The sequence below is a fragment of the Thioclava sp. F34-6 genome (assembly GCF_002213235.1).
Lineage (GTDB): Bacteria > Pseudomonadota > Alphaproteobacteria > Rhodobacterales > Rhodobacteraceae > Thioclava > Thioclava nitratireducens.
Genome location: NZ_NBOA01000007.1, coordinates 220,957 through 241,530, shown reverse-complemented (window position 1 = coordinate 241,530; position 20,574 = coordinate 220,957). Strand labels below are relative to the sequence as shown.

Annotated in this window: 24 protein-coding genes; 8 read left to right on the top strand and 16 right to left on the bottom strand. The window is 63.4% G+C overall.

The features are described 5' to 3' along the window. Nucleotides 1–32 precede the first annotated feature (32 nt). The 4 genes from B6V72_RS16135 to plsY are packed head-to-tail and all read left to right on the top strand — an operon-like array spanning nt 33 to nt 3,395. Entirely contained in the window at nt 33–998 is a 966-nt protein-coding gene (locus B6V72_RS16135) for an aspartate carbamoyltransferase catalytic subunit (RefSeq protein ID WP_075775967.1), read from the top strand. Further along, entirely contained in the window at nt 991–1,476 is a 486-nt protein-coding gene (locus tag B6V72_RS16130) for a hypothetical protein (protein ID WP_077701094.1), read from the top strand. The genes B6V72_RS16135 and B6V72_RS16130 overlap by 8 nt, the downstream gene beginning before the upstream one ends. A 10-nt stretch (nt 1,477–1,486) precedes the next feature. Further along, nucleotides 1,487–2,767, top strand: a complete 1,281-nt coding sequence (gene pyrC, locus B6V72_RS16125) for a dihydroorotase (protein ID WP_088735998.1) — start codon at nt 1,487–1,489, stop codon at nt 2,765–2,767. A gap of 19 nt (nt 2,768–2,786) precedes the next feature. Further along, nucleotides 2,787–3,395, top strand: a complete 609-nt coding sequence (plsY, locus tag B6V72_RS16120) for a glycerol-3-phosphate 1-O-acyltransferase PlsY (protein WP_075775965.1) — start codon at nt 2,787–2,789, stop codon at nt 3,393–3,395. A gap of 6 nt (nt 3,396–3,401) precedes the next feature. Here the strand turns inward: plsY and B6V72_RS16115 are convergent, their stop codons facing one another. Beyond that, nucleotides 3,402–4,133 (bottom strand): SDR family oxidoreductase, encoded by a 732-nt coding sequence (locus tag B6V72_RS16115; protein WP_075775964.1) that lies wholly within the window; start codon nt 4,131–4,133, stop codon nt 3,402–3,404. Between the two features lie 149 nt (nt 4,134–4,282). On the opposite strand from B6V72_RS16115, the gene argB reads away from it, so the two are divergent. The 4 genes from argB (at nt 4,283) to B6V72_RS16095 (ending at nt 7,409) form a co-directional block, all read left to right on the top strand. After that, complete coding sequence (gene argB / locus B6V72_RS16110; RefSeq protein WP_075775963.1) at nt 4,283–5,161, top strand: acetylglutamate kinase; 879 nt, start codon at nt 4,283–4,285, stop codon at nt 5,159–5,161. Next, a complete protein-coding gene (locus B6V72_RS16105) occupies nt 5,154–5,804 on the top strand; it encodes a ferredoxin (RefSeq protein ID WP_240497742.1) in 651 nt (216 codons plus the stop codon). Before argB ends, B6V72_RS16105 begins: the two co-directional genes overlap by 8 nt. Continuing rightward, complete coding sequence (locus tag B6V72_RS16100; protein WP_088725638.1) at nt 5,801–6,319, top strand: histidine phosphatase family protein; 519 nt, start codon at nt 5,801–5,803, stop codon at nt 6,317–6,319. The genes B6V72_RS16105 and B6V72_RS16100 overlap by 4 nt, the downstream gene beginning before the upstream one ends. A 106-nt stretch (nt 6,320–6,425) precedes the next feature. After that, the gene (locus B6V72_RS16095) at nt 6,426–7,409 is read left to right on the top strand and encodes a malate dehydrogenase (RefSeq protein WP_075775960.1); all 984 of its coding nucleotides are present in this window, start codon (nt 6,426–6,428) and stop codon (nt 7,407–7,409) included. Nucleotides 7,410–7,540: 131 nt separating this feature from the next. Here B6V72_RS16095 and B6V72_RS16090 read toward each other — a convergent pair whose 3' ends face one another. The 15 genes from B6V72_RS16090 to rpsM all read right to left on the bottom strand — a co-directional run bounded on the left by B6V72_RS16090 (nt 7,541) and on the right by rpsM (nt 20,508). Beyond that, a complete protein-coding gene (locus B6V72_RS16090) occupies nt 7,541–8,332 on the bottom strand; it encodes an amino acid ABC transporter ATP-binding protein (protein WP_075775959.1) in 792 nt (263 codons plus the stop codon). A gap of 16 nt (nt 8,333–8,348) precedes the next feature. Next, the gene (locus B6V72_RS16085) at nt 8,349–9,668 is read right to left on the bottom strand and encodes an amino acid ABC transporter permease (protein ID WP_075775958.1); all 1,320 of its coding nucleotides are present in this window, start codon (nt 9,666–9,668) and stop codon (nt 8,349–8,351) included. 1 nt (nt 9,669) lies between these two features. Then, nucleotides 9,670–10,932: an ABC transporter permease subunit gene (locus tag B6V72_RS16080; protein ID WP_075775957.1), complete on the bottom strand. Its 1,263-nt coding sequence runs from the start codon at nt 10,930–10,932 to the stop codon at nt 9,670–9,672. Nucleotides 10,933–11,069: 137 nt separating this feature from the next. Further along, nucleotides 11,070–12,086 carry an amino acid ABC transporter substrate-binding protein gene (locus B6V72_RS16075; RefSeq protein ID WP_075775956.1) on the bottom strand — a complete coding sequence of 339 codons (1,017 nt, stop codon included), beginning with the start codon at nt 12,084–12,086 and terminating at the stop codon, nt 11,070–11,072. A gap of 218 nt (nt 12,087–12,304) precedes the next feature. Continuing rightward, nucleotides 12,305–13,015: an ATP12 family protein gene (locus tag B6V72_RS16070; RefSeq protein WP_088722965.1), complete on the bottom strand. Its 711-nt coding sequence runs from the start codon at nt 13,013–13,015 to the stop codon at nt 12,305–12,307. Continuing rightward, nucleotides 13,012–13,677, bottom strand: coding sequence for an HAD-IA family hydrolase (locus B6V72_RS16065; RefSeq protein WP_088735997.1), 666 nt, complete (start codon nt 13,675–13,677; stop codon nt 13,012–13,014). The genes B6V72_RS16070 and B6V72_RS16065 overlap by 4 nt, the downstream gene beginning before the upstream one ends. Further along, nucleotides 13,674–14,714: an RluA family pseudouridine synthase gene (locus tag B6V72_RS16060; RefSeq protein WP_088720339.1), complete on the bottom strand. Its 1,041-nt coding sequence runs from the start codon at nt 14,712–14,714 to the stop codon at nt 13,674–13,676. The genes B6V72_RS16065 and B6V72_RS16060 overlap by 4 nt, the downstream gene beginning before the upstream one ends. Next, nucleotides 14,711–15,088: a fluoride efflux transporter CrcB gene (gene crcB / locus B6V72_RS16055; RefSeq protein WP_075775952.1), complete on the bottom strand. Its 378-nt coding sequence runs from the start codon at nt 15,086–15,088 to the stop codon at nt 14,711–14,713. The genes B6V72_RS16060 and crcB overlap by 4 nt, the downstream gene beginning before the upstream one ends. Nucleotides 15,089–15,132: 44 nt before the next feature. Beyond that, nucleotides 15,133–16,449, bottom strand: coding sequence for a replication-associated recombination protein A (locus B6V72_RS16050; RefSeq protein WP_088735996.1), 1,317 nt, complete (start codon nt 16,447–16,449; stop codon nt 15,133–15,135). Nucleotides 16,450–16,536: 87 nt separating this feature from the next. Continuing rightward, nucleotides 16,537–17,127: an acyl-homoserine-lactone synthase gene (locus tag B6V72_RS16045; RefSeq protein WP_075775950.1), complete on the bottom strand. Its 591-nt coding sequence runs from the start codon at nt 17,125–17,127 to the stop codon at nt 16,537–16,539. Between the two features lie 52 nt (nt 17,128–17,179). Then, nucleotides 17,180–17,791 carry an autoinducer binding domain-containing protein gene (locus tag B6V72_RS16040; protein ID WP_088725634.1) on the bottom strand — a complete coding sequence of 204 codons (612 nt, stop codon included), beginning with the start codon at nt 17,789–17,791 and terminating at the stop codon, nt 17,180–17,182. Nucleotides 17,792–18,036: 245 nt separating this feature from the next. Continuing rightward, complete coding sequence (gene rplQ, locus B6V72_RS16035) at nt 18,037–18,456, bottom strand: 50S ribosomal protein L17 (protein ID WP_075776021.1); 420 nt, start codon at nt 18,454–18,456, stop codon at nt 18,037–18,039. Nucleotides 18,457–18,597: 141 nt separating this feature from the next. After that, nucleotides 18,598–19,614 (bottom strand): DNA-directed RNA polymerase subunit alpha, encoded by a 1,017-nt coding sequence (locus B6V72_RS16030; protein WP_075775948.1) that lies wholly within the window; start codon nt 19,612–19,614, stop codon nt 18,598–18,600. A gap of 120 nt (nt 19,615–19,734) precedes the next feature. Beyond that, nucleotides 19,735–20,124 carry a 30S ribosomal protein S11 gene (gene rpsK, locus B6V72_RS16025; RefSeq protein WP_038076914.1) on the bottom strand — a complete coding sequence of 130 codons (390 nt, stop codon included), beginning with the start codon at nt 20,122–20,124 and terminating at the stop codon, nt 19,735–19,737. A gap of 15 nt (nt 20,125–20,139) precedes the next feature. Beyond that, nucleotides 20,140–20,508, bottom strand: coding sequence for a 30S ribosomal protein S13 (rpsM, locus tag B6V72_RS16020; protein WP_075775947.1), 369 nt, complete (start codon nt 20,506–20,508; stop codon nt 20,140–20,142). Nucleotides 20,509–20,574: the final 66 nt, after the last annotated feature.

Here is a 20,574-nt window from a genome sequence, read left to right as displayed (position 1 = left end):
TAAGCGTCGCAGTCTAACCGGAGCATCGCGCAATGGCTTTTCGCCCAAGGCACCTGCTGGGGATCGAACATCTGAGCCCCGAGGATATCCTCACCGTTCTCGACCTCGCCGAACAATATGTGGATCTGAACCGTCGCACGGTGAAAAAGACCGACGCGTTGGCCGGGATGACCGCGATCAACATGTTCTTCGAGAATTCGACGCGGACCCAATCGAGTTTCGAGCTTGCGGGCAAGCGGCTCGGAGCGGACGTGATGAACATGTCGATGCAGACCTCCTCGGTGAAGAAGGGCGAAACCCTGATCGACACCGCACTGACGCTGAACGCGATGCATCCCGATCTGCTGGTGGTGCGGCACGGCTCGTCCGGCGCGGTCGATCTGTTGGCGCAGAAGGTCGAATGCGCGGTGATCAATGCGGGCGACGGCAAGCATGAACACCCCACGCAGGCGCTTCTCGACGCGCTGACGATCCGGCGCGAGAAGGGCCGGATCAAGCGCCTCACGGTCGCGATCTGCGGCGATGTCGCTCATAGCCGGGTGGCGCGCTCCAACCTGATCCTGCTGGGCAAGATGGAGAACCGCGTACGCCTCGTGGCGCCGCCGACGCTGATGCCCTCGGGCGTGGGCGAATTCGGCTGCGAAGTCTATCACGACATGCGCGAAGGCCTGCGCGACGCCGATGTGGTGATGATGCTGCGGCTTCAGAAAGAGCGGATGGATGGCGGCTTCATCCCGTCGGAGCGCGAATATTTCCACCGCTACGGGCTGGATGCCGAGAAGCTCGCCTATGCCAAGGAAGACGCGATCGTCATGCATCCGGGCCCGATGAACCGCGGCGTGGAGATCGACGGCACCATCGCCGACGACATCAACCGCTCGGTCATTCAGGAACAGGTCGAGATGGGCGTGGCGGTGCGCATGGCGGTGATGGACCTCTTGGCGCGCAACCTGCGGGCAGAGCGCGGGCGCGCTTTGACGGAGGGTACCTATGTCTGAGATCAAGCGCGACGAGGTTCTCAACTACCGCCCCGGCCCCGAAAGCGAATTGCCGCTGGAAGAGGGCGAGAAAGTTCTGGCCGTCTTCACGGCGGACAAGAAACGCTACTGGACCGACCATGCGGTTCTGGCGGTGATCGGTGCGGTGCTGGTCTCGGCGGTGCTGTTCTGGCTCGGCAAACCCGATCAGGTGGTGATCGCGAGCTTCGCCATCGTGGTCGGCATGGCTGCCCGCGGGCTCTATTTCCGCTCGGAGGCCTTCGCGCGGCGCTGGCAATTGACCGACCGCCGCCTGATCGGACCACAGGGCAAACAGGTGATGCTTCTGCAGATTGACGCGGTGCGCTCGCTGATGGGCGACGTGCAGGTCGTGACGAAAAGCGGCGACAAGCATCTGATCCGCCACCTCGCCGATGCAGGCCCGGTGGTGCGCGAAATCGAGAGCGCGCGGGCCGCGCGCAAACTGGTGGCGAAGTGAGGCACGAAGCATGACCCTTTTCCTCGAAAACGCCCGCCTGATCGACCCCGAGGCACTGACCGAAACTACCGGAAACGTGGTGATCGACGGCGACCGGATCGCGGCGATCGGCGACATGTCCGCGCCCGCCGATGCCGAGGTGATCGATTGCGGCGGCAAATGCCTCGCGCCGGGGATCGTCGATCTGGGGGTGAAGATAGGTGAGCCGGGCGAGCGCCACATGGAAAGCTTCCGCACGGCGGCGCTGGCGGCCGCAGCCGGGGGCGTGACCACCATCATCGCCCGTCCCGACACGCAGCCCGCCATCGATAATCCCGAGACGCTGGAATTCGTCACCCGCCGTGCAGCGGATGCGCCGGTGCGTATCCTCCATATGGCGGCGCTGACCAAGGGCCGCGACGGGCAGGAAATGACCGAGATCGGCTTTCTGAAAGATGCCGGCGCGGTGGCTTTCACCGATGTCACGCGCGTCTCGGATCAGACCAAGGTGCTGCAACGCGCCTTCACCTATGCGGCCCATCTGGGCGCTCTGGTGATCGGCCATCCGCAGGAACCGGTCCTGTCGAAAGGAGCGGCCGTCACCTCGGGCAAATTCGCCTCACTGCGCGGTCTTCCCGGCGTGTCCCCGATGGCCGAGCGGATGGGGCTCGACCGCGATCTGGCGCTGGTGGAGATGACGGGCCTCGCCTATCACGCCGACCAGATCACCACCGCGAAGGCCCTGCCCGCGCTGAGCCGTGCGAAGGCGGCGGGGCTTGATGTCACCGCCGGGGTCTCGATCCACCACCTGACGCTGAACGCGCTCGACGTGGGCGATTACCGAACCTTTTTCAAACTGACGCCGCCGCTGCGCGACGAGGAAGACCGGCTCGCGGTGATCGAGGCGGTGGCGGACGGAACGATCGACGTGATCTGCTCGCTCCACACGCCCGCCGACGAGGAATCCAAGCGCCTGCCCTTCGAGGAAGCGGCCTCTGGCGCGGTCGGGCTAGAGACGATCCTGCCTGCTGCGATGCGCCTGTATCATGCCGGTCAGCTGACCCTGCCGCAGCTGTTCCGGGCGATGTCGCTGAACCCGGCGAAGCGGCTCGGATTGCCGCAGGGGCGGCTTTCCGAGGGAGCTCCGGCAGACCTCGTGCTCTTCGATCCGGACGCGCCGTTCGTGCTCGACAGGTTTAAATTGCGCTCAAAATCGAAGAATACCCCCTTCGATACTGCTCGAATGGAAGGCAAAACGCTTGCCACATTCGTCGCAGGGGTGCAGGTTTATAACAACAATAACGACTCATAAATGAGGCGAGGGCAGGCACATGCCGGGAATTGAGAACGGGTCCGCATGGCTCGGGCTGGTGGCTGCACTGGGCTACCTGCTCGGATCCGTGCCCTTTGGGCTCGTTATCACCAAGCTTTTCAAACTGGGCGACCTGCGCAAGATCGGCTCCGGGAATATCGGCGCGACGAACGTCCTGCGCACCGGAAGCAAGAGCGCGGCGCTCGCGACCCTGCTCCTCGACAGCGGCAAAGGCGCGATCGCGGTTCTCATCGCGCGCTATGTGCTGGGAGAAACCGCCGCACAGGTGGCGGGCGCTGCGGCCTTCATCGGTCATATCTACCCGGTCTGGCTGCGCTTTCAGGGCGGCAAAGGGGTCGCGACCTTCCTCGGCACGATGATCGCGCTGGCCTGGCCTGTGGGTCTCGCGACCTGCGCCGTCTGGCTGGTGACCGCGGTGGTAACGCGGATTTCTTCGCTCGCCGCACTTGTTTCGGCGGCGGCGACGGTACCGTTGGCCTATTTCCTCGGCTATCGCGAATTGATGATGCTGGCGGCGGGCCTGTCGGTGCTGATCTTCTGGCGCCACCGCACCAATATCGCACGCCTTGCAATGGGCACGGAGCCGAAGATCGGCAAGAAGACCTGAGCCACCTCAGACGTGCTGGCCCGCGTTCACCTCGATCTCGGTGCCGGTGACGTAGCTCGACGCGTCCGAGCACAGGAACCAGATCACATCCGCCACTTCCGACGGTTGGCCGAGCCTTCGCAACGGCAGGTTCTCGACGATCTTCTCGGTGCCGGGGCTGAGGATCGAGGTTTCGATCTCGCCCGGCGCGATCGCGTTCACGCGCACGCCGAGCGGCCCGAAATCATGCGCCATTTCGCGCGTCAGCGCCTTCAGTGCCGCCTTCGACGTGGAATAGGCCGCCCCCGCGAAAGGATGCACCCGCAGCCCGGCGATGGAGGTCACGTTGACCACAGCCCCCTGCGCCGCCGACAGTTCCTCGACCAACCCGCGCGCAAGCACGATGGAGGCGAAGAAATTGACGTGGAACACCTGCCCCCAGGTACGCAGATCGGTGTCGAGCGTATTGAGCCGCTCGCCCTCGGGCCCTTTGGGCGAAATCCCGGCATTGTTCACCAAGGCATGCAGCCGCCCGTCGATCCGGCTGCGAATATCTGCGATCGCGTCGATCACCTCGTCGGGCTTCGAGAGATCGACCTGAATGTGGTCTTCGCGGCCGCCGCCCCACGGGCATTGCTCGGGAAACGGTTGGCGCGAACAGGTAATCACGCGCCACCCCTCGGCTGCGAAACGTTTCACCGTGGCGTGGCCGATCCCGCGGCTCGCCCCTGTCAGCAGCATTACTTTGCGATCGTCCATCACTCGAACTCCCCGTCAGCGCGTTCCCGACCCTAGTCGGTTTTGGTCCGAGCGCAACGGCCCCGATTGCACCCTTCCAAACCCGGCGCGAACGGTCTAGCAAGATGAGATCACCCTGCCCGAGGACCAGCCAGATGAGAAAGCAGACCATGGATCGTGACTGGATTGCCACCGCCCGCACCCTCTCCGAAGCCCTGCCCTACCTGCAACGCTATTCCGGCGCCGTGGTCGTGGTGAAATTCGGCGGAAACGCGATGGGCGACGAAGAGGCGATGGCCGATTTCGCCCGCGATATCGTGCTGATGCGCCAGGTCGGTATCTTCCCGGTCGTGGTGCATGGCGGCGGGCCGATGATCAACGAGATGCTGGGCAAGCTCGGCATCGAGAGCCAGTGGGTCCGCGGCAAGCGCGTCACCGACAAGGCGACCGTCGAGGTGGTCGAGATGATCCTCTCGGGCCTCGTCAACAAGCGCATCGTGCAGGCGATCAACGATCAGGGCGGTCGTGCCGTCGGTATCTCGGGCAAGGACGACGACCTGATGGTCTGCGAGGCGGACGACCCGGAACTCGGTTTCGTCGGTCGTCCGGTCGAGATGAACGTGCAGGTGATCCGCGACCTCTACAACGCGGGCATGATCCCGGTGATCGCCCCGGTCGCGACCGGTATGGCCGATAACGAGACATTCAATGTCAATGGCGACACTGCGGCTGGCGCCATCGCGGGCGCGCTGCGCGCCGATCGCCTGCTCCTGCTGACCGACGTAGCGGGCGTCAAGAACAAGGCCGGCGAAGTGGTGACGCAGCTGACGCCGGAAGACGTCACAGCGATGATCGCCGATGGCACCATCGCGGGCGGCATGATCCCCAAGGTCGAGACCGCGCTGAAAGCGGTCGAAGAGGGCGTGCGCGCGGTTGTCATCGTCGACGGGCGCGTTGCCAATGCCTGCCTGCTGGAACTCTTCACCGAACATGGGGCGGGCTCGATGATCCGCTCGACCGAGCCGCGCGTGAAACCGCGCGGTGAGTGAGACGCCGCCGGTGACTTTTCCGGCGATCGAGCCGCTCGCGGAGGCGCTCGCCCCGCATCGGCTGTTCGTATCGGGGCTGCTGCATGAGGGCAGCGAGACGATCGCGCTGATCTCCCCCGACGAGCCGGGGTTTTGGGCGCATGTCACCGCTCAGCCGGAATTCGCCGAGGACGTTCTCCATCCTCTGGATCGCTGGTCGGCACGGGTGATCGGCGCCATCGCACGGCAATTTGAAGCCCGCGCGCTTTTCCCCTTCACCGGTCCACCCTGGCAGCCATTCGTAAGCTGGGCCTTGAAAAGCGGACAGAGCTTCGCCTCGCCGGTCCACCTGATGTGCCATATGCATATGGGCCTCTGGGCCTCGGTACGGGGCGCGCTGGCCCTGCCCGGCTTGCTTCCGCTGCCCGCAGCCGCAGCCAATCCCTGCCTCGGTTGCCCCGCGCCCTGCGCCACCGCCTGCCCGGTCGACGCGCTCACGGCGGACGGTTACGACACGGCAAGCTGTCACGCGCATCTCGACCGCCCCGAGGGTGCGACCTGTCGCGATCTCGGCTGCCTTGCAAGACGCGCTTGCCCGGCAGGTGAAAGCTATGGCAGGCTGCCCCAGCAATCCGCATGGCATATGAGGCAGTTTCACCCATGACCCCGCTCGGCTATCGCCGCCTGATCCTGACCCGTCATGCGAAATCCAGCTGGGATGACCCGGCGATGGAGGATCGTGACCGCCCGCTGAATGGGCGTGGCCGAGCCGCCGCGCTGGAACTCGGCGATTTCCTCGCCTCGCGCGGGTTGGAGCCGGAAGAGGTGCTCTGCTCCTCGGCCACCCGCACCCGCGAGACGTGGGACCGGGTCGAACGCGCGGTGATCGAGACGCGGCCGCAGGTGAGCTATGTCGAAGACCTCTACCACGCCGCCCCCGAGATGATGCTGCAGGTACTGCGCACCGCCTCCGCGCCGACGGTGATGATGCTGGGCCACAACCCGGGCATCGCGGAATTCGCCCATCGCCTGCCCGCGCGCGCCCTGCACGACCCCGATTTCCGCCGCTTCCCCACCTGTGCCACGCTGATCATCGATTTCCAGATCGAAAGCTGGGACGAGGTGCAGCCGGGACAGGGATCGGTGCTCGATTTCTTCACGCCGACCCGGCGCGGCTGATCGCGGCATTTCTCTCCCATGATCGTGACGTCGGGACACGGTTTTCTGTGGCCAGTCGCGCGCCGGTGCCCTATCTCTCGGGCGTAATCATCACAGGAGGGTTTCCATGTCCGCTCAAACGCCGAAACGCATCGCCGTCACCGGGGCTGCCGGTCAGATCTGCTACGCGCTGCTGTTTCGCATCGCCAAGGGGGATGTCTACGGTCCCGATCAACCGGTGATCTTGCAGCTTCTCGACCTGCCGCAGGCGCTCGACGCGGTGCGCGGCGTCGTGATGGAACTGGAAGACTGCGCTTTCCCGCTGCTCGCAGGGACAGTCGTGACCGATGACCCGGTGACCGCCTTCACCGATATCGATGCCGCGTTCTTCGTGGGCTCGCGCCCCCGCACCAAAGGCATGGAGCGCCGCGACCTGCTGTCGGCCAACGCCGAGATCTTCCGCGTGCAGGGTGAAGCGCTCGACAAGGCTGCCAAGCGCGACGCGAAATGCGTGGTCGTGGGCAACCCGGCCAACACCAACGCGATGATCCTCGCGGCCAACGCGCCGAACTTCCCCACCGAGAACATCACGGCGATGATCCGGCTCGACCATAACCGCGCGCTGACCCAGTTCGCGTCGAAAGCCGATCTGCATGTCGACGACATCGAGCGCTTCGTGGTCTGGGGCAACCACTCGCCCACCATGTTCGCCGATTGGACCGAAGCCGAAGCGAAGGGCCGCAAGCTCTCCGAGATTATCGGCGACGAGACCTGGTATCGCGAAACGCTGATCCCGCAGGTCGCCACCCGTGGCGCGGCGATCATTGAAGCGCGCGGCGCCTCCTCGGCCGCCTCCGCCGCGAATGCCGCTATCGATCACATGCATGACTGGATCCACGGCACCGATGGCAAATGGGTGTCGATGGCCGTGCCGTCGACCGGCCTCTACGGCATCCCCGAGGGGCTGATGGTCGGTCTGCCGGTGATCTGCAAGGATGGCCATTACGAGCGCGTCGAAGGGCTCGAGTTCAACGACTTCCAGAAAGAGATGATGGCACGCACCGTCGGCGAACTGGAAGAAGAGCGCGAAGCGGTTTCCGACCTGCTTTAAATCAGACCCGAATATAGAACAGGGGCGGCACGATTATTCGCGCCGCCCCTCTTTTAATTCTTCGCCTTGGCGGAAATATCCCATGGGGGTCTGGGGGTATGAAACCCCCAGCCTCTGCCCGCAGCCTTGGCTCAGTGCCCGAGGATCTGGCTCAGGAACTGCTGGGTCCGCTCGGATTTCGGGTTGTTGAAGAAGTCATGCGGGTTGTTCTGCTCGACGATCTGACCGTCGGCCATGAAGATCACCCGGTTCGCCACCGCCTGCGCGAAGCCCATCTCGTGGGTCACGCAGAGCATGGTCATCCCCTCTTCGGCCAGCTCGATCATCGTATCGAGCACTTCCTTGATCATCTCCGGATCGAGTGCCGAGGTCGGTTCGTCGAAGAGCATGATGCGCGGCTTCATGCACAGCGAACGCGCGATCGCCACACGCTGCTGCTGGCCGCCCGAGAGCTGGCCGGGATACTTGTCCGCCTGTTCGGGGATTTTCACCTTCTCGAGGTAATGCATCGCCGTCGCTTCGGCTTCCTTCTTGGGCGTCTTGCGCACCCAGATCGGGGCGAGCGTCAGGTTCTCGAGGATCGTGAGATGCGGGAACAGGTTGAAGTGCTGGAACACCATGCCGACTTCCCGACGGATCTTGTCGATGTTCTTCAGGTCGTTGGTCAGTTCGATTCCGTCGACGATGATCTTGCCCTGCTGGTGCTCCTCGAGCCGGTTAATGCAGCGGATCAGCGTCGATTTCCCCGAGCCGGAGGGCCCGGCGATGACGATGCGCTCGCCGCGCTGCACGGTCAGATCGATGTCGCGCAGGACGTGAAACTGGCCATACCACTTGTTCATGTTCTCGATCTGGATCGCAACCTCGTCGGAGACCTGCATGTGGCTGCGGTCGACCTGACGTTCGAAATGCGGTTCGGTCATTGTGTCTAGTCCCCGATTAATGGTTATCACGCTGCAGTCGACGCTCGAGAGACATCGAGTAGCGCGACATTGCGAAGTTCAGGATAAAGAAGATGGCGCCGACGAAGATGAAGGGCTCCCAGTAGATGCCTTTCCAGTTGAAGTCGGCGCGGATGAAGTCCGGGATGCCCTTGAGCGGGTCGAAGAGACCCACGAACACGACTAGCGTCGTATCCTTGAACATGCCGATGAAGGTCGAGACGATGCCCGGGATCGAGATCTTCAGCGCCTGCGGCAGGATGATCAGCCGCTGCGCCTTCCAGTAGTCGAGCCCCAGCGCATCCGCCGCTTCGTATTGGCCCCGCGGAAGTGCCGCGAGACCGCCGCGGATCACCTCGGCGATATAGGCCGCGGCGAAGAAAGTCACGAGGATCATCACCCGCAGGATGATGTCGAAATTCGTGCCCGGCGGCAGGAAGTAGTTCAGCAGCAGCGAGGCTACGAACAGCAGCGTGATCAGCGGCACGCCGCGGATGAACTCGATGAAGATCACCGAGAAGGCCTTGACCAGCGGCATGTCCGACTGACGCCCGAGTGCAAGGATGATCCCCAGCGGCAGCGACATCATGATGCCGCCCACGCCCAGCGTGATCGCCAGCAGGAAGCCCCCGAACTTGGCGGATTCCACCGGCTCGATCCCCCATGGGAGGATCGCCTGCAGACCGCCGATCAGCGGGCCCACCACGAAGAGGAAATAGAGGATCGTCACGAAAGCACCGACAGAGAAGGCCGCGATGGAACCGATCCGCGATGCGAGCAGCATCAAGATCGCCCCGCCCAGCAAGAAACCCGCGAACACCATGACCGGGGCCCAACCGGTGCCGCCCCAGAGCAGCCATACGGCGAGGAACGGGTAGACCGGCGTGAACCACGCCAGCGCACGCGGCACCCAAGTGAAGAGAAGCGGGCCGACCGCCACGAAGAGCAGCAGGAAGGCGAGAATCGGACGCCAGTAGAGCTCCGGCGGGTAGAAGCCGAAGATGAACTGGTGCCACCGCTCGCGGATCACCGCCCAGCAGGCGCCGGTCGCGCCTTCGCCGTAACGGTCGGTGATGATCGTGCGGCACTCCTTGATCGAGTTGGCGTCCCAGACGCCATGCAGGAACCACGGCAGGAAATGCATCACCAGCGTGTAGATCACCGCCACGCCCACAAGGGTCAGCAGCGTATTCAGCCAGCCCGAGAACAGGTTCTCGCGCAGCCATTGGACCGCGCCGGACTGCCCCGCGGGGGCCGGCTGCTGCGGCAGCATCGAGTCGCGGACATAGGCGACGGAATGGGCTTCGGTATCGCTCATCTCACCGCTCCTTCAGCTTCACGCGATTGTTGTAGACGTTCATCACGCCCGAGATCGTCAGCGAGATCGCGAGGTAGATCAGCATCATCAGCGTGATCGCCTCAAGCTCGCGCCCGGTCTGGTTCAGGGTGATGCCGCCCAACGTGCCGCGCAGTTCCAGGTAGCCCACGGCGATCGCGAGCGAGGAGTTCTTCGTCAGGTTCAGATATTGCGAGATCAGCGGCGGGATGATGACCCGCAGCGCCTGCGGCAGGATCACGAGGCTCATCGTGCGATTGGCCCGCAGACCCAGCGCAAAGGCGGCCTCGGTCTGGCCTTTCGAGATGGCGAGAATACCGGCGCGAACGATCTCGGCGATGAAGGCCGCCGTATAGAGCGACAGGCCCAGCCAGAGCGCCACGAAGGAGTTCGACACGTTCGTGCCGCCGGTAAAGTTGAAGCCCTTGATCTGCGGCTCTTCGGGATTGATGCCGAGCGCGATTGCGAGGATCAGCACCGGCCCGAGAATGATGAGGATGCTCTTCCACCACGTGGTCGGCCTCTTCCCGGTCGCCTCCTGTACTTTGGCGGCATGGGTCATAAGCCGCTTGTTCACCCAGATCGAGGCGATCAGCACGATCACGAGCGCGAGGAAGTCGAGCGAGATCGGCGCGAGAGCCGTGTCGAGCGATCCAAGCGAGCGGTCGAAATGCACCGCGGGGATCGCGGTATAGCGGTTGGTGAAGGCGACGGAGTCGAGGATCATCGACGCCTGCGCCTCGCCGGTCTGCTGGTTCACCTTGTAGGCGTTGGGCGACGGGGCCACATCGGTCAGCAGCGCGATCGCCACGAGGATCCAGAGCAACACCGGGATGTTGCGGAAGACTTCGACATAGACGGTCATCAGCCGCGCCACGAGCCAGTTCTTCGAGAGGCGCAGCACGCCCACGAAGATCCCGATGATCGTCGCCGCGACGCAGCCTAGGAAGGACACCCAGAGCGTGTTGATCAGACCGACCAGCAGCGCGCGGCCGTGGCTCATGTCGTTGTTATACGGGATGATGGCATTGCCGATATCGTAACCGGCCCTCTGCCCGAGGAAGGAGAAATTGAAATCCTTCCCGAGATCGTTGAGGTTCTGGATCACATTGTCCACCAGCCATGCCGCGCCGCCCATCACGAGGATGAAGACGACCACCTGGATCGTCAGGGAGCGATAACGCGTGTCATAGATAAGCTGGCTGAGCCGGAAGCCCTGCTCCGGCGCGTCGGGCGCGCTTGTCATTCTTATTTCCCCTGTTGCCGCGTCGCTGTTTTTGTAAGGCCATTCTTACGGGCCCTTGCGGGGATGTCTCCCCTACGCACGGTCTCTTGAAAACGGATCAGGGGCGCGGATTGAACCGCGCCCCTGCCGGGCCCTCCTTAGCGGAAAGGAGGAGCGTACATCAGACCGCCCTGGGTCCATTGTGCGTTCAGGCCACGGGCCAGACCGATCGGGGTCTGCTCGCCGATGGTCGCAGCGAAGATCTCGCCGTAGTTGCCGTTGGCCTTGATGGCGTTGACGGCCCAAGTCTTGTCGAGGCCAATCATCGCGCCGAGGTCACCCTCGGTGCCGAGCAGGCGGTTGACTTCCGGGTTGTCGGTGCCCTTGGCCAGCTCGTCGATATTGGCCGAGGTCACGCCGTATTCTTCGGCCGCGATCAGCGCGAAGACGGTCCAGCGGACGATGTCGGTCCACTGATCGTCGCCCTGACGGACGGCGGGAGCCAGCGGCTCTTTCGAGATGATTTCCGGCAGGATCACGTAATCCGACGGGTTCGCGAAAGCGGCGCGGGTGGCAGCGAGGCCGGACGCGTCGGTGGTGTAGGCGTCACAAGCGCCAGCGAGGAACTGTTGTTCGCCTTCGGCATTCGAATCAACCGTGATCGGCTGATAGGACATGTTGTTGGCCTTGAAGTAGTCGGCAAGGTTCAGCTCGGTCGTGGTGCCGGTCTGGATACAGATCGACGCGCCGTCGAGTTCCTTGGCCGAGGTCACGCCCGAGTCCTTGCGCACCATGAAGCCCTGACCGTCGTAGTAGTTGGTCGCGGTGAACTGGAGCTTGAGGTCGGTGTCGCGCGAGAAGGTCCAGGTGGTGTTACGTGCCAGCAGGTCCACTTCGCCCGAACCGAGCGCGGTGAAGCGCGTCTGGCCCGAGGTGGGAACATACTTAACCTTCGAGGGGTCGCCCAGCACAGCGGCGGCGACGGCCTGGCAGACCGCGACGTCGAAGCCGGACCAGTTACCGTTGGCATCCGGCGCGGCGAAGCCGACGAGACCGGTGTTCACGCCGCAGATCAGCTCTCCGCGCGATTTCACGTCATCGAGCGTGGCCGCGCCAGCCAGACCGGCAGTCAGCGTCGCAGCCGTCAGCGCGCCGAAAAAGACGGATTTCTTCATTTTTACCTCTTCCTGTTGTCGCCGCTCTGACAGAGCGGTTCTTGGTCCCTCACGGACCTGGTCGATCGTGTCCCATGACACGGAGTAACGAAAGTTTGGTCCATCCGATCAAAGAAGGTCAAGGCTAGTTTCCGGATTTCGTGAGGGTAGCTGCGCAAATCATCGGCAAGTGATGATGCTTTTGGCAGGTCCGTAAGCGGCGTAAGAATCCCGGGCGGTCACCTTTCGGCGAGCGACCAGATTCGAGCCGCGTCACACAGCGCCTCGCGCTTGTGTGCGGCGATCTCGGCCGCCTCTTCGTCCTCCCCCCATTGCGCGATCTGCCAATCCTCGTCGAGCCGCGAGAGCGCCCACGCCTCTTCCGCCGAGAGCCGACCGCGGGCTACCGCCAGCCCCAGAACGAGCGAGCCGGTGATGCCCACGAGATCGTGGAGCGCCGCGAGCGCGAACGGATCGAGGGCTGCGACTTCCGCTTCCAGCCGTGCCAGATGGTCCGCAGGCTGATCGACCGGCAGGATACCCGTCGTGACCTTGAGCGCTGCGCCATAGGTCTGCGCGGCCCACTCCAACAGCGGATCCCATTTCTCGGCCTGAAGATCGACCAGCTCCGCCGGCGCCTCGGCGCGGTAGCACAGAAGATCGGTGCCGCCGAATTCGCAGACATGGGCGACAACCTCGGAATGCTGGCGCGCGACCTTGTCGATCGCGGCGTTGGCCGAACGGGTGACCGGCATCTTGTGGGGCTGGATCGCGCCCTCTTGCGCGTCCCATTCGGCGGCGATCGCCTCGGCATAGGCACGGGTCGGCACGGTCAGCGCGGCTTTCGCCGGCGTCTTCACCGCACGCCCATCAAGCGCCACGCCGAACCCTTCCGGACGCTCGGTGACGGTGGTTTCTTTCCAGAACCGTTTCGCCGCCCATTCGCTCATGCGCTCATCTCCCACAGGTCCAGAAGTGTCGTTTGCAGCGAGTCGAAATCATCGACCATCTGATGCGCGCCCGCCGCTTCTAGCAGCTGTGGCGCATGGTAGCCCCAGCGCACGCCGATCGTCGCGACGCCCGCGCTGCGGCCCATCGCCATGTCGAAGCTGGTATCGCCGATCATCACCGCGTCGCGTGCGTCCACGCCGGTCTCGCTCAGCGCCGCGCCGATCATCGACGGGTGCGGCTTGGAGGGGTGATCGTCGGCGGTCTGTTGGCTGACGAACAGCCCGTCCAGCCCGTGATGCTCGATCAGCGCGCGCAACCCGCGGCGGGATTTCCCGGTGGCGACCGCCAGCAGCATGTCATCGCGCGCGGCGAGCTTGCGCAGGAGCGCCTCCGCCCCGGGATAGAGCGGTGCGGGAGAGGCGGCGCGGGTGGTCATGTAACTTTGCTTGTAGCCCTCGACGATGCGCGCCTGCGTCTCGGCATCGTGCTCGGGCGCGAGCCGTGCCACCGCGAGCGGCAGCGACAGGCCCACAATCTGGAGCACTTCGGACGCGGCCGGCGCGGGAAGGCCTGCCGCCTCGAACCCGAGCGTCATCGCGTGGGTGATATGATTCTGGCTGTCCGAGATCGTGCCGTCGACGTCGAAGATCGCAAGTTTCATGCCAGATCCTCGAACGGGTCGGCGGGCACGTCTTTCTCGTGCCAGTCCAGCAGGTCCCATGTCCGTTTCATATGTTCGGGCAGCGGCGCGGTCAGGGTGATCCGCTTGCCGCTGATCGGATGATCGAAGCTGATCTGGCGCGCATGCAAATGCAGCTTGCGGGAGATTTCTCCTCCCAGCTGCGCGCCCCAGCCATCGCCGAGATTCTCCTGACCCGAGCCGCCGTATTTGCCGTCACCGATGATCGGGTTGCCGATCTCGGCCATATGTGCGCGCAGCTGGTGGGTGCGCCCGGTGATCGGCACCAGCGCGACCCAGCTGACCCGCTGCCCGAGGATGTGCAGCGTGAAATAATCGGTAGTCGCGCGCTTGGCGCCCTCGGTCTTGTCGACCTTCGCGGGATGCACGCAGATCATCTTCTCGCCCTCGCCACCTCGGCCATGACCCGGCGCCTTCACGAGGCCGAAGCGGATCGTTCCGGTCTTCGGTTCGGGTGCGCCTGCGACGGCCGCCCAATAGATCTTGCGGGTGGTCTTACCGCGGAACGCCTCTGACAGGCGGCGCGCGACGCGGTCGGTGCGCGCGAGCAGCAGAACGCCGGAGGTGTCCTTGTCCAACCGATGCACCAGCTTCGGCTTGTCCTTGTAGCCGAATTTCAGCGCCTCGCTCAGCCCGTCGACATGACGGTTGCCCTGCCCCGAGCCGCCCTGCGAGGGCAGCCCCGGCGGTTTGTTGAGCGCGATGATGTGTTCATCCTTCCACAGCACGCAGCTCTGGATGAATTTCGCATCCGCCTCCGAGATGCCCTCGGTCTTCGGCGCGGGCGCGGAATCGGGGATCGGCGGCACGCGGATTTCCTGCCCCGGCGCGACGCGCGAATTGGCCTTTACCCGGCCCTTGTCCACGCGCAGGTCGCCCTTGCGGCAAAACTTCTCGATCATGCCTTGGGACAGATGCGGAAACCGCTTTTTCAGGAACCGGTCGAGGCGCTGTTCGCCCTCTTCCTCGGTGACGGTGATATGCTGGACGCCGCTCATAGCATGGCCCTCATAAGTAGAATGCCCGCGACGAGGCCTAGAAGCCCCGCGCCGACCGACAGTCCGATATAGCTGACTGCCAATGTGACGTCGCCCTTCTCGATCAAGCGATAGGCTTCGAGCGAGAAGGAGGAGAAGGTCGTAAAGCCCCCGAGGAAGCCGGTCGCTAGGAAGGCGTTCCAATGGGTCAGCTGCTTGTCACCAAGGAATACCACGAGCGCGCCCATCAGGAACGAGCCGAGGATGTTCACCGTGATCACGCCCAGCGGGAAGGGCTGCGGGCCGAAGCTGCGCATCATCCCGACGCCCACGAGGTACCGCCCAGATGCGCCCATCGCGCCGCCAAGCGCGACCTGCAAGATCGTAGAAAGCATCGCTGTCTCCTTTGGCGCCGTAAGAGCGGTCACGGGCCTGAATGTCAAGATTTGCGCTGTTCGCGCAGCTTGGCAAACCAGTCGACCCGCTTTTTCAACTCGCGCTCGAAGCCACGCTCGACCGGCTGGTAGAGGACCGGGCGCTTCATCGTGTCGGGGAAGTAGTTCTGCCCCGAGAAGCCGTCCTCGGCGTCGTGGTCATAGGCGTAGCCCGCGCCGTAGCCCTGTTCCGACATCAGCTTGGTCGGGGCGTTCAGAATATGCTTCGGCGGCGGCTCCGAGCCGGTCTTCTGCGCCTGCGCCCGCGCGCCCTTGTAGGCGACGTAGCCCGCGTTGGATTTTGGCGCGAGTGCGAGATAGATCACCGTCTGCGCCAGCGCCAACTCCCCCTCGGGCGAGCCGATGCGCTCGTAGATTTCCCACGCGTGCAGCGCATGCGTCTGGGCCTGCGGATCGGCGAGCCCGATATCCTCCACCGCCATGCGCACGAAGCGCCGCGCGAGGTAGCGCGGATCCTCGCCGCCCTCCAGCATCCGCGCGAACCAATAGAGCGCGGCATCCGGGTCCGATCCGCGCACAGATTTATGGAGCGCCGAGATCAGGTTGTAATGCTCGTCGCCCGATTTGTCGTATTTCGCCGCGCGGCGCATCAGTCGGGTCGAGAGCGCGTCCGTGTCGAGATTGCCGGTCACTTTCCATGCCGCGACCTGCTCGATCAGGTTCAGAAGCGCGCGCCCGTCGCCATCGGCCATCTCCAGCAGCGCCTCGCGCGCCTTGCCGGTCAGCGGCAGGGGACGGCCGAGCGCCTTCTCGGCGCGCTGCGCGAGGCGTTCCAGATCGGCGAGGTCGAGCCGCTCGAGTACCATGACCTGCGCCCGGCTCAGCACAGCGGCGTTCAGCTCGAAGCTCGGGTTCTCGGTGGTGGCCCCCACCAGCATGATCGTGCCGTCTTCCATATGCGGCAGGAAGCTGTCCTGCTGCGCCTTGTTGAAACGGTGAATCTCGTCGACGAAGAGGAGCGTGCCCCTGCCCTGCCCGCGCCGAAGCTTGGCAGCTTCGAAAACTTTGCGCAGTTCCGGCACGCCGGTGAAGATTGCGGAAATCTGTACGAAGGCGCGGTCGGAGGCATCGGCCAGCAGTCGCGCGATGGTCGTCTTGCCGACGCCGGGCGGCCCCCAAAGGATCAGCGAGCCAAGCGAGCCCGCGGCCAGCATCGCACCCAGCGGCCCATCGGGGCCAAGCACCTGCTCCTGACCGATCACCTCACCCAGCGTTTTGGGACGGATGCGATCGGCGAGCGGGCGCGGCGCTTCGGACGCAGGCGCGGAGGGATCGGGGGGCGTGTCGAATAGGTCGGCCATGATGGCGTGAACCTAGTGATTAGCTCGGCTCACGAAAAGCCCCCGTGCGTGTGGGGTCGCACGGGAGCTCTGATCTCCCCCACGCTTTCAATGAAGGTTCTGGGAAAAGTCCATCGACACGACCTGGTTCTTGATCCCGTCGATCTCCATGACCGGCCCCATCGCCGTCATGTCCACTCCAACCCGACCCGCCCAACGCGGCCAATTCGCGTTCAGAAGAGTAAGGGCGGAGCTTGCGCCGAGTTGCCGGGCGGAATTGCCGATTTCCTGCACGAGACGCGCATGGACCTTGCGGCGCAGCGCCATCGGAACGTCGTGCGACACGAAAAGACGCGAGCTTTCCCACACGGTCTCGCTGACCGGAGCTTCGTCATAGAGAAGATCGGACGGGATCGTCGCGAGTAGCCCACGCTGCGCGTCGCGGATCATGTAGCTGTAGATCCCGCAGGTTGCCGTCGTGGGCGTGAGACGGTTGCCTGCCAGCACCTTGCCCAGTTCGTCATGGACCACCACCCAGCGGCTCGCCGGGGTGTCATACTGATCATATTCCATGCCCATCGCTTCAGGGAGGTCCCATTTGTTCTGGACGATGAAGAGCTCGCGACGTGCGCGCAGCATGTTTGCGAATAGCTCACCATGATTATGGAAATTGGTGAACGAAAGCGTAGTGGTCTGCATGTCTTCCTCCTGCAGGTTTAACACAGTACAGCCGTGCGGAGGGTCAACAACACTATAACAGGCGGAAATCCTTTGCGCGCTGAATAGCTTCGGCGGTCGTCCGAGCCATCAGTCTTGCGCGCGCAGAATTCAGCCGCGCCTTGAGCGCGCTTTCCGAAATTCCAAGTTTCGCGGCCGCCGCCGCGTGTCGGTCACCCCCAGCAACACAGCGCAGGGCTTCGATCTGAGCTCGCGTGAGTTCCTCAGGCGGTTCAGTCATATCGTGCATTTCACGCACGATAAGCTCGAAGGTCTCGATCTCGGTAAGGTCGAATTCCCGATCATCGCGCGCCATGCTTGCGATAGTACGGGACCGGATCGGGCCGCATGAGACTGTCGCCCCGTAGATAAGACCGTATTTCTTGGCCTCATCGAAGAGACGGAAAGGATCGGGTAGCCGCGGGTCGCTCCACCGGATTGCGCCGGTCTCGCTAAACCCCCAAGCAGTCATTGGGTCGCGGAGCACATAGCCGTTTGCGGTGTAATGATCGAGCCAAGCCTTGTCGTAAGTCTGGAACGTCATCAGCGGCGCCGTAAAACGAATATGCAGTCCAACAAAATAACCACCTGGAGCTAAACGATCCAAGTCACGGAGTTTCAAATCGATTCTGCTCTGTATCGACATATCTTTTTAGACAGTTTGGAATTAACCCGGTCAACTTAAAAGTGTTCGCGCCCTGCGGAGTTCGCTCCGACAGTGGCTTTACGTCCCCACTCGCCCTCGCGTTTACACTCGCGAAAGCTTCACACCTGCGCAATAACCTTTTGCGCGAGAATTGCGTGAAAATGCAGGCGGAAATAAGAAAATCCCGCCCAAAAGGCGGGATTTCCCAGTACTCGTTGATTTCGAAGGGAAATCATCTGCGAGGATCAATCCTCTGCAGCCTCTTCGGCTTCGACGCGTGCTTTATCTGCAGCACCTTTGGCGTCCAGATCGCGGTCGACGAATTCGATGATCGCCATCGGCGCCATGTCGCCGTAACGGAAACCGGCTTTCAAAATGCGAACGTAGCCGCCCTGACGCTCCTTGTAGCGCGGGCCGAGGATGTCGAACAGCTTCGCGACATACTGGTCCTGCTTGAGCTGCGAGGCCGCCTGACGGCGAGCGTGCAGATCGCCGCGCTTGGCGAGCGTGACCAGCTTCTCGATGACCGGGCGCAGTTCTTTCGCCTTCGGCAGGGTCGTCTTGATCTGCTCGTGCTCGATCAGCGAGCCAGCCATGTTGGCGAAGAGCGCCTTGCGGTGCTCATGAGTACGGTTGAGGCGGCGGTAGCCACGTGCGTGACGCATTGTCATTCTCCAATCTTGCGTTTTGCTTTGTCAGGCCGGCGATGCGTGTCACCGACTCACCTTGGGGTCTTGTGACCCAGATAGTCCCCGGCAGTCCGGGCATTTGGAGGGGCGTTTAGCCAACGCCCCTCAATTCGTCAATCAGAACTGGTCTTCGAAACGCTTGGCCAGATCTTCGATGTTCTCCGGCGGCCAATCTTCGACTTCCATCCCGAGATGCAGACCCATGCCCGAGAGCACTTCCTTGATCTCGTTCAGCGACTTGCGGCCGAAGTTCGGGGTGCGGAGCATCTCGGCTTCGGTTTTCTGGATCAGGTCGCCGATATAGACGATGTTGTCGTTCTTCAGGCAGTTCGCCGAACGCACGGACAGTTCCAGCTCGTCCACTTTCTTCAGCAGAAGCGGGTTGAACTCGAGACCGTCGTCCTGGTCCTGCTTGCCAGCCGATTCCGGCTCTTCGAAGTTGACGAAGATCGAAAGCTGGTCCTGCAGGATGCGGGCAGCGAAGGCCACCGCGTCCTCGGCCGACAGCGAACCGTCGGTCTCGACCTTCATGGTCAGCTTGTCATAGTCCAGAACCTGACCTTCACGGGTCGGCTGCACTTCGTAGGCGACTTTCTTGACCGGCGAATAGATCGCGTCGACGGGGATCAGGCCGATGGGCGCATCCTCGGGACGGTTCTTGTCGGCGGCGACGTAGCCCTTGCCGGTGTTAACGGTCAATTCCATGAACAGGTCGGCGCCATCGTCGAGGTGGCAGATCACGTGATCCTTGTTCAGGACCTCGATGCCCGCGGTCTCGGTAATGTCGCCAGCGGTCACGACGCCCGGGCCCTTGGCCGAGATCGAGAGGCGCTTCGGACCTTCAACGTCCATACGCAGAGCCACGCCCTTGAGGTTCAGGACGATATCGGTCACGTCTTCACGAACGCCCGCGACCGACGAGAACTCGTGCAGCACGTTGTCGATCTGGACGCTGGTGATCGCGGCGCCCTGAAGCGACGAGAGCAGTACGCGGCGCAGCGCGTTGCCGAGCGTCAGGCCAAAGCCACGCTCGAGCGGTTCGGCGACGATCGTCGCCTGACGCAGCGGGTCGTTGCCGGGCTTGATTTCAAGCTGCGTCGGCTTGATGAGTTCAGCCCAATTCTTGTGGATCATGCGTTTGCCTCCATACCTGTCCCAGACCCATGCCCAAAGTCGGGGACGCCCGAGGATAAAACCGAAAAATGCGGTCGGGCCGCACGGGAATCCCGCACGGCCCGACCGTCGTAATCTAGATTAGACGCGGCGACGCTTCGGCGGGCGGCAGCCATTATGGGCGATCGGGGTCACGTCACGGATCGAGGTGACGGTCAGACCGACCGCAGCCAGCGCGCGCAGCGCCGATTCACGACCCGAACCCGGACCCTGAACTTCGACGTCCACGGTGCGCAGACCGTGTTCCTGAGCCTTCTTGGCCGCATCTTCCGCAGCCATCTGAGCGGCGTAGGGGGTCGACTTGCGCGAGCCCTTGAAGCCCATCGTGCCAGCCGACGACCACGAGATCGCGTTGCCCTGCACGTCAGAGATCAGGATTTTGGTGTTGTTGAACGAGGAGTTCACATGAACGACGCCAGCGGCGATGTTCTTGCGTTCCTTGCGCTTAGCGCGAACCTTATCACGAGCCATTTGTCCTGCCTCCCCTTACTTCTTCTTGCCAGCGATGGGTTTCGCCGGGCCTTTGCGCGTGCGCGCATTCGTATGGGTGCGCTGACCGCGCACGGGCAGGTTGCGACGATGACGCAGGCCACGGTAGCAGCCGAGATCCATCAGGCGCTTGACGTTCATCTGAACTTCACGGCGCAGGTCGCCCTCGACGGTGTAGTTGGCGTCGATATGTTCGCGGATCGCGAGCACTTCGGAGTCCGAAAGCTCGTTGACGCGACGGGTCACGTCGATACCCGTGGCTTCGCAAATCTGCTTAGCCGAATGGGGACCGATCCCGGTGATGTAGGTAAGTGCGATCGGGACGCGTTTCCCGGTCGGAATGTTGACGCCAGCAATACGAGCCAAAGCGTGTATCCTTTCGTTGCGAGCCCGTAACCCCAGGCCCTTTTTTCACAACACGAGGCCCGAAAC

Coding starts and splice junctions, on each gene's coding strand:
- rplQ (WP_075776021.1), bottom strand. CDS start 18,456: ATGCGTCACGCACGTGGCTACCGCCGCCTCAACCGTACTCATGAGCAC.
- B6V72_RS16040 (WP_088725634.1), bottom strand. CDS start 17,791: ATGTCGATACAGAGCAGAATCGATTTGAAACTCCGTGACTTGGATCGT.
- plsY (WP_075775965.1), top strand. CDS start 2,787: ATGCCGGGAATTGAGAACGGGTCCGCATGGCTCGGGCTGGTGGCTGCA.
- B6V72_RS16045 (WP_075775950.1), bottom strand. CDS start 17,127: ATGCAGACCACTACGCTTTCGTTCACCAATTTCCATAATCATGGTGAG.
- B6V72_RS16135 (WP_075775967.1), top strand. CDS start 33: ATGGCTTTTCGCCCAAGGCACCTGCTGGGGATCGAACATCTGAGCCCC.
- pyrC (WP_088735998.1), top strand. CDS start 1,487: ATGACCCTTTTCCTCGAAAACGCCCGCCTGATCGACCCCGAGGCACTG.
- B6V72_RS16115 (WP_075775964.1), bottom strand. CDS start 4,133: ATGGACGATCGCAAAGTAATGCTGCTGACAGGGGCGAGCCGCGGGATC.
- B6V72_RS16130 (WP_077701094.1), top strand. CDS start 991: ATGTCTGAGATCAAGCGCGACGAGGTTCTCAACTACCGCCCCGGCCCC.
- B6V72_RS16090 (WP_075775959.1), bottom strand. CDS start 8,332: ATGACCGAACCGCATTTCGAACGTCAGGTCGACCGCAGCCACATGCAG.
- B6V72_RS16065 (WP_088735997.1), bottom strand. CDS start 13,677: ATGAAACTTGCGATCTTCGACGTCGACGGCACGATCTCGGACAGCCAG.
- crcB (WP_075775952.1), bottom strand. CDS start 15,088: ATGCTTTCTACGATCTTGCAGGTCGCGCTTGGCGGCGCGATGGGCGCA.
- B6V72_RS16060 (WP_088720339.1), bottom strand. CDS start 14,714: ATGAGCGGCGTCCAGCATATCACCGTCACCGAGGAAGAGGGCGAACAG.
- B6V72_RS16095 (WP_075775960.1), top strand. CDS start 6,426: ATGTCCGCTCAAACGCCGAAACGCATCGCCGTCACCGGGGCTGCCGGT.
- B6V72_RS16050 (WP_088735996.1), bottom strand. CDS start 16,449: ATGGCCGACCTATTCGACACGCCCCCCGATCCCTCCGCGCCTGCGTCC.
- B6V72_RS16100 (WP_088725638.1), top strand. CDS start 5,801: ATGACCCCGCTCGGCTATCGCCGCCTGATCCTGACCCGTCATGCGAAA.
- B6V72_RS16030 (WP_075775948.1), bottom strand. CDS start 19,614: ATGATCCACAAGAATTGGGCTGAACTCATCAAGCCGACGCAGCTTGAA.
- B6V72_RS16085 (WP_075775958.1), bottom strand. CDS start 9,668: ATGAGCGATACCGAAGCCCATTCCGTCGCCTATGTCCGCGACTCGATG.
- B6V72_RS16075 (WP_075775956.1), bottom strand. CDS start 12,086: ATGAAGAAATCCGTCTTTTTCGGCGCGCTGACGGCTGCGACGCTGACT.
- B6V72_RS16070 (WP_088722965.1), bottom strand. CDS start 13,015: ATGAGCGAATGGGCGGCGAAACGGTTCTGGAAAGAAACCACCGTCACC.
- B6V72_RS16080 (WP_075775957.1), bottom strand. CDS start 10,932: ATGACAAGCGCGCCCGACGCGCCGGAGCAGGGCTTCCGGCTCAGCCAG.
- argB (WP_075775963.1), top strand. CDS start 4,283: ATGGATCGTGACTGGATTGCCACCGCCCGCACCCTCTCCGAAGCCCTG.
- rpsK (WP_038076914.1), bottom strand. CDS start 20,124: ATGGCTCGTGATAAGGTTCGCGCTAAGCGCAAGGAACGCAAGAACATC.